Raw genomic sequence first — 6,816 nt, 5'->3', positions numbered from 1 at the left:
CGGCAAACCTACGAATTCGGAATTTATTGCCATGGTAGCCGACAAATTGCGGATTGAGACGAAGGTAAGTTAAATTGTTGATTTAGATTTATGTATATCGCATGGTATTTTATGTAAATACCTCTTGTTTATTGGTTTCCAGTAAATAAATTAAGAGGTGTATTCCCTTTTTACGACATGCCGCCTCGGGTTAACGCCCTGAAGCGGAATTTTTTTCATTATTATTGTGTATAGTCAGTATGTCAAAAAGAGAAACTTTATTGTATGATACTGGTAAGTTTTTATAATAATATTTTATCGCCGGTCTTGAAGGGGGTATCTAAATAGTGATCAGGGTTGCGGGGCTAAAAATGCTGGTTGACGAAGACAAATCAAAATTAAGGCAAGCCCTGTTGAAGAAACTCGGGATTAGCGGTCAAGAACTGCTTGACTATAAAATATGCAGGCGGTCTGTGGATGCCAGAAAAGCCGGCAAGATTTATTTTGTTTATACCATTGACGTAAAACTGGCTAATGAAGACCTTGTCCTGAAAAAGCTGAGAAATAACCGCGATATATCTGTCGCTCCCCGCCTGGCGTACGAATATGTGAAAACCGGCCAAAACAAATTAGCATACCGGCCCGTAATTGCCGGTACCGGCCCCGCCGGGCTGTTTGCCGGTTTGATTCTGGGCAGGATGGGCTACCGGCCGCTCTTGCTGGAGCGGGGCGGCGATGTTGACAGCAGGGTGACGGCGGTAAAAAGGTTTTGGGAAACCGGGGAACTGGACCCGGAATGCAACGTGCAGTTCGGGGAAGGCGGCGCGGGAACTTTTTCCGACGGGAAACTGACAACGCTAATCAGGGATTCAAGATGCCGCAAAGTGCTGGAAATACTGGTAGATGCCGGCGCGCCGGAAGAAATTGTTTACTCTGCCAAACCGCATATCGGCACTGACAAGCTGAGGGCGGTGGTGAAAAACCTGCGCGAACAAATTGTGGAACTGGGCGGTGAAGTCAGGTTCAGCGCTAAAGTAACTGATCTGGCAGTTGAAAAAGGTAAAATATCGGGGATTGTGATTAACGGAAACGAGGCGCTGGACGCTGATGTGCTGGTATTGGCCCTTGGCCATAGCGCCAGGGACACTTTTGAAATGCTGCTTGCCAGGGGGGTGGAACTAACCCCCAAGGCTTTTTCCATCGGGGTCCGCATTGAACACCCGCAGGAACTGATAAACAAGGCGCAGTATAAAGAATTCGCGGGGCACAAAAATCTTGCAGCGGCGGATTACAAGCTGGCTTACCACGCCGCAAACGGCAGGTCGGCTTACACTTTTTGCATGTGCCCGGGCGGTGTGGTGGTGGCGGCCGCTTCGGAAGAGGACTGTGTGGTCACCAATGGAATGAGTGAATACGCCCGTAATGCGGAAAATGCCAATAGCGCTTTCCTGGTCGGGGTAAATCCAGGTGATTTCCCCGGTGACCACCCGCTGGCCGGCGTGGAGTTCCAGCGAAAATGGGAAAGGGAAGCTTTCATACTTGGCGGCGGAGATTACCGCGCTCCGGCGCAACTAGTGGGCGATTTCCTGGCGGACAAGCCGTCAATTGGGCTGGGAACAGTAAAACCTTCTTACAAAAGAGGTGTGCGGCTATCCGAGTTAAAAGGCTGCTTGCCTGATTACGTGGTCGAAACGCTGCGCGAGGCGATCCCGGCGCTGGATAAGAAAATGCGCGGCTTCGCCCGGCCGGACGCCGTGCTGACCGGTGTTGAAACCAGGAGTTCATCACCGGTCAGGATAATCAGGGACGAAAACTTCGAGACACGGATCAAAGGCCTGTACCCGGCGGGAGAAGGCGCGGGGTATGCGGGGGGTATTGTGTCCGCCGCGGTGGACGGGATCAAAGTGGCGGAGGCTATTGCCCAAAAATATGCCCCCTTTTCTTAACTTGTTTGAGGTTGCTTAGCAAATACAAGCTTATAATGTGTAAATAATTGCGCTGCATTTAGCCCCCTGGTCTTCATTCCGTTCCCTCGGCAAACTTATTTTTAAAATTTCCGCAGTGGTAGGTCCGGGTTCTTTCTGTCATGTAAAAACAAAGTTATTATAAATGCAATACCACACAACACGGCACCTATAATGAAACAGTCGGAAATAGCCATAACCATCGATTGCTGGGCTACATACTTGTATAGCACGGACAGACTAAGAATCTGTCCTCCTTGTGCCCCAAGACCGGCATTTAACCCTATCCTCTGCAAGGCCGAAACCATATTCAAACCGTCCGGCTTATCCAAAACTACATTCTGAGCCAAATTAGCATAGTGAAAGGTATTACGCGTTTGCATTAAATTCGTTATGATAGCAATGCCAAAAGTGCTTGCCACACTCCGAATGACATTCCCCAGGGAAGAGGCGGTACCGGTTGATTCTTTCGGGATACCTACCATCCCCACATTAATGGCTGGTGCCAGCGCCAGCCCAAGTCCTATTCCGCGGATCGTTAACCAAAACATCATCGTGTTAAAAGATGTAGAAGCATTAAAGTCCTTCATAGCGTAAGATGCACCGGTCATAATCACCACGCCGATAAGGATCAGGTACCGCGCCCCATATTTATCAAAAAGCCTGCCGCCGATGGGCATAAATATTGCTGTAACCAAAGCTGACGGCAGCAAGACCAGGCCGGTTTGCATTGCGGTCTGCCCGAGTACGCTTTGCATTAAAAGAGGAAAAAGATAAATTGTCACTATCAAAGCCACTTGAATGAAAGAAGAAATAATCGTGGACAAAGTGAAAAGCTTATTTTTAAATAATCGCATGTCGAGCACCGGTTCCGGACACCGCAGTTCGTGAACTACCATTACCAGCAGGTTAACAATTCCAATAAACAGCATTACAACAATCACGGGATCTCCCCAACCCATTTGATTGCCCTTGCTTAAGGCAAATATTAGACAAAACAAGCCAACGCAGATGGTGGCAATACCTGCCGTATCTAATGTCGATGTTGAGTTTTTCTCCGTTTCCGGCAGCAATGCGACTCCCATAAATATGGCTAACAAACCCACGGGTACATTAATATAAAAAAGCGTGCGCCAGCTGGCCGCCTCAATAAGATATCCCCCCAAAGACGGCCCGATAGCCATAGTCGCCATGCCGGCAATCCCCCATACTCCCAGCACCATGCCGATTCTGGATATAGGGTTAATTCTAAAACAAATCGCCATGCCTAAAGGCATGATGATCCCCGCTCCTATCCCCTGCAGCACCCGGCTGACAATCATCATATTAAAATTAAACGATGTGCCGCATAAGAATGAACCCAAAGTAAACAGGGCTAGAGCAACAACAAAGGTTTTTTTATATCCAAATTTGTCCCCTAAATACCCAGCCAGGGCTATTACGATTCCCTGGGTCAACATGTAGGCCGTGAGTACCCATTGAATGTCGTTGGCATTCGTACCAAAGACAGCCATAAGCTTTGATATCGCAACGTTAACGATATTTCCGGTAAGACCTTGTAAAAAGGTTCCCATTATGATGACTGAGGTTGCAGACCAGTTAATCCTATCCTGTAATTCACCGGTATTCAAATCAAATCCCCACTTATTGAGTTTTAATGGTCACTACGGCGGACATACCCGGCTTTAACTTATTATCTTGCTGAACAACACTTATTTTCACAGGCAGGCGCTGGGCTACTTTCGTATAGTTACCCGCTGTGTTCTCTGTTGGTAAGATGGAAAAACTCGACTGAGTAGCTCCACCGATCTCTTCAACCTGACCATCGAAAACTATATTGGGGTATGCGTCGACGACAATGTTGACCTTCTCTCCAATATGTATCCGGGCTACCTTTTTTTCTTCAATGTTAGCTAAAACCCAGATCCGCTCGGGATTTACGATGGTAAACAAGGAGGTTCCCGCGCTGACGTTTTGTCCATTTAATGCAGATACTTTTACCACGCTTCCGCTGATGGGAGATTTAACGGTTGTTCGCTCCAATGTCAGCAGGGCATTATCATAAGTCGCTTTGGCCTGCTTTTCCTGGGCTGCATAGGAGGCGCTACCGGTTCCATCCAAGGTCTCCAACTGGGCTTGAGCAGCTGAGACGGAATCTTGGGCGGCATTTACATTAGCATTCGCAGCTTCCCAGGTTTTCACCGCTGTTTCATATTTAGTTGTACAGCTGTCCAAGGTTTCCTTGGAAATAGCTCCTTGCTGGTATAAAGCCGTATTATTGTCCAATATGCGCTTGCAATCTGCCATGGCCAATTTACTGATATCGGCTTGAGCAATGGCGGCAGATAAGGTGCTTTCTGCCTTGGCAACGGACATCTGAGCAAACTTAATATCGTTCGGCAGCTTAGTAACGGCTATTTTGCTAAGTTCCCATGCTGCTTCCGCCTGGGAAGCGCTAATAAGATATTGGGAAGCATCCAGCTTGGCCAACAGCTGCCCTGCTTCCACGTTATCTCCTTCTTGTACATAGACATCGGTAAGCTTACCGGAAACCTCGGCACTGATACTAACCAAATCTGCAGACACTTTCGCATTATCAGTTGTGACCGTAGTTTTTAGTTGAATGTACCAGCGAATGCCGAAAATAGCTACCGCGATTACGGCCAAGGTCAAGATACCAATACGGACTCCCTTGGATATCGGTTTTTTCTTCGGCTCCTCTATTGGAATATTAGCTGGTGTTATTGGATTTGGCATTCGTCACTGCACCCCTTGGTAATCCCTTTTATTATGGTTGAGATAAACAGCTCGATTTCCGGGCTCTGTAAATCAGCGGATATACGAGTAGAAAAATAATTTGCAAATCCTCCACTTGCCGAGAGAATCATATTGGTCAAAACATCCGGGTCGGACATAATAAATGTTCCTTCTGTCTGGCCTCGTTGAATGATCCCTGCAATGAGCTTTTTCTTCTGAGCATATAGAGCAAGTAAACGGCTATCTGCAGGATAATCTCTAAAGGGAAAAGTTGCTCTGACCTTCGGACGCCATGGGTATCGGCGAATAAATTCAATTTCAAGCTTTATATAGTTCCTCAGCGCTTGAACAGGAGCAGTCTGCGACAAACATTTCTCTTCGATTAAACGACATTGTGTCTTCAGGACCTTGGAAAAAACCTCCATTATTAGCTCTTCCTTGTTTTTGAAATACTGATAAATGGATGCTTTGGCAAAATCAGATCTTATGGCTATGTCATCCATAGTAATTGACTCAAATGTCTTCTCGTTAAGAAGTTGATCGGTAGCTTTAATGATACTTTCCCGCCGAGATTCCCGTTCCCGCTCATGCCTGGCTCTCATCTCACCACCTCCAATACTCTTGGTTGCCATAAATAACATAATTTATAATTATGAACGCTATTCATATCTCTGTCAATGAAATTTTTCCCACCAAGTCAATACAGCTTTTGCTCACCAACGCTTTGGAGAATTCATTTGACTGAACCGGGTGAAATTTGATCATTTAGAAATGTTACTATAAAATTGTGGTAGAAGCTTACAGGTTACCAAAGAGCGAATTTGTTCGACTGATTGAGGTTATTCCAGCCGGAGGTTTTTGAGCATGTCTGTAGTATCATTGACGAGAGTCGCAGTGATCGGCGGCGGGGCTGCGGGCATCATGGCCGCTATTGCGGCCAGGCATGCGGGGGCCGGTGTAACGATTCTGGAAAAGAACCAGCGGGTTGGCAAAAAAATTCTGGCTACCGGAAACGGCAGGTGCAACCTGACTAATGTCGGCCTCGAAATTACAAATTATCACGGAAAAGACCCGGAATTCGCCAGGGAGGCGCTGAGCCGGTTCAATGTGCGGAAAACCATAGATTTTTTTGAATACCTTGGCATAACCCATAAAGTAGAGGATGGCGGCAAGGTTTTTCCCTGTTCCGAGCAGGCTTCCAGCGTGCTTGACGTAATGCGTTACGAACTGGATGAAACCGGCGTGAAGGTAATTTGCGAGGCTGATGTTAAAGAGATCAGGAAAAACGGGCGGGAGTTTGTTGTTAACCTGGCGGACGGGCGAGCAATCCATGCTGACCGGGTTATTATCGCGACCGGCGGGAAAGCGGCCCCGCAGCTTGGTTCCAACGGGAGCGGCTATGTCCTGGCCGAAAATTTCGGGCACAAGATTATTAAGCCATTCCCTGCGCTGGTGCAATTAAAATTAGCGGCTAAATTTTTAAAACAGGTCAAGGGGATAAAATTCGCAGGATATGCGGAGATTATTGTCAATAACCGGCCGGTTGCCGGTGCGCGCGGGGAAATACTGTTTGCCGAGTACGGCGTTTCCGGCCCGCCAATCCTCAGTCTGAGCCGCAAAGCGGGCGAATATATGCAAAAAAATCAAAAAGTGCACCTGAAGTTAAGTTTAATCGACTATCTTTCCGGGCGGAAACTGGAAGAGTACCTGTCCAGGCGTTTGCAAACGAGGCCGGAAAAACCCCTGGCTTTCAGCTTCGTCGGATTTATTAACAAAAGGCTGGCCCCCGTTGTTTTGCGCGAGGCCGGGATTGCCGACGCAAACAAGCCGGCGGGCCGGATTACCGCCGGGGAACTCGGCAATATAGTCAGGATTCTTAAGGACTGGCGTTTTGAAATAACCGGCACCACTTCCTGGCTGAACGCCCAGGTTTCCGCGGGAGGCGTGGATGTCGCGGAGGTAAACGCGCAAACCCTGGAGTCAAAGATTGTTTCAGGACTATACTTTGCGGGAGAAGTGCTGGATATTGACGGCGACTGCGGCGGTTTCAACCTCCAGTGGGCCTGGTCGTCCGGTTATGTGGCGGGTGAAAGTGCGGCGGCCAGGTTATGAAGAA

General features: G+C 47.9%; 5 protein-coding genes. 2 read left to right on the top strand and 3 right to left on the bottom strand.

Annotated elements, in window-relative coordinates; genetic code table 11:
• Positions 1–326: 326 nt before the first annotated feature.
• Complete coding sequence (locus tag A4E54_RS03680) at positions 327–1,925, top strand: NAD(P)/FAD-dependent oxidoreductase (protein WP_286724461.1); 1,599 nt, start codon at positions 327–329, stop codon at positions 1,923–1,925.
• Between the two features lie 101 nt (positions 1,926–2,026).
• Here A4E54_RS03680 and A4E54_RS03675 read toward each other — a convergent pair whose 3' ends face one another.
• The 3 genes from A4E54_RS03675 to A4E54_RS03665 are packed head-to-tail and all read right to left on the bottom strand — an operon-like array spanning position 2,027 to position 5,302.
• Positions 2,027–3,574, bottom strand: coding sequence for a DHA2 family efflux MFS transporter permease subunit (locus tag A4E54_RS03675; protein ID WP_286724459.1), 1,548 nt, complete (start codon positions 3,572–3,574; stop codon positions 2,027–2,029).
• 13 nt (positions 3,575–3,587) lie between these two features.
• Positions 3,588–4,700, bottom strand: coding sequence for an HlyD family secretion protein (locus A4E54_RS03670; protein WP_286724457.1), 1,113 nt, complete (start codon positions 4,698–4,700; stop codon positions 3,588–3,590).
• Positions 4,685–5,302 carry a TetR/AcrR family transcriptional regulator gene (locus A4E54_RS03665; protein WP_286724454.1) on the bottom strand — a complete coding sequence of 206 codons (618 nt, stop codon included), beginning with the start codon at positions 5,300–5,302 and terminating at the stop codon, positions 4,685–4,687. The genes A4E54_RS03670 and A4E54_RS03665 overlap by 16 nt, the downstream gene beginning before the upstream one ends.
• 262 nt (positions 5,303–5,564) lie before the next feature.
• Between A4E54_RS03665 and A4E54_RS03660 the strand changes: the two genes are divergently transcribed.
• Positions 5,565–6,812 carry a BaiN/RdsA family NAD(P)/FAD-dependent oxidoreductase gene (locus A4E54_RS03660; RefSeq protein WP_286724453.1) on the top strand — a complete coding sequence of 416 codons (1,248 nt, stop codon included), beginning with the start codon at positions 5,565–5,567 and terminating at the stop codon, positions 6,810–6,812.
• The last annotated feature ends 4 nt before the right edge of the window (positions 6,813–6,816 follow it).

It is taken from the genome of Pelotomaculum sp. PtaB.Bin117 (assembly GCF_002067195.1).
Classification (GTDB): Bacteria; Bacillota; Desulfotomaculia; order Desulfotomaculales; family Pelotomaculaceae; genus Pelotomaculum_D; species Pelotomaculum_D terephthalicicum.
The sequence above is the reverse complement of the archived record's forward strand: the minus strand, read 5'-3'. Positions and strand labels throughout refer to the sequence as shown.